1 protein-coding gene is annotated in these 276 nt (G+C 44.6%); it reads left to right on the forward strand.

The genetic code is table 11. The annotated features are described in order from the left end of the window. Positions 1 to 150: a S16 family serine protease gene (locus tag B3P58_RS20830; protein WP_414716592.1), complete on the forward strand. Its 150-nt coding sequence runs from the start codon at positions 1 to 3 to the stop codon at positions 148 to 150. Positions 151 to 276: the final 126 nt, after the last annotated feature.

Genomic DNA, 276 nt, shown 5'->3' on the forward strand with positions numbered 1-276 from the left:
ATTGCCGCACGGCGCTCTAAAATCATGGAAGTGATTTTACCGGAAGCTAACCGCCGCGATTATGAAGAGTTACCGGAACATATTCGTAAAGGTATGACTGCGCACTTTGCTGAAAAATACGCCGATGTATTTGAGGTTGTGTTTGGTTAAAAAAGAGAAACGTTAAATCAGCAAGTGTTACAACAGGGTATTTTGGTTCGCGGGCATGGCCCGCTCCTACGATGTTGCAGATATATCAAAGGCAGATCACGACCGTAATCGTATAAATATCGCGCG

It is taken from the genome of Thalassolituus sp. UBA2009 (assembly GCF_002335285.1).
In the GTDB taxonomy this organism is placed as follows: Bacteria; Pseudomonadota; Gammaproteobacteria; order Pseudomonadales; family Oceanobacteraceae; genus Venatoribacter; species Venatoribacter alkanivorans.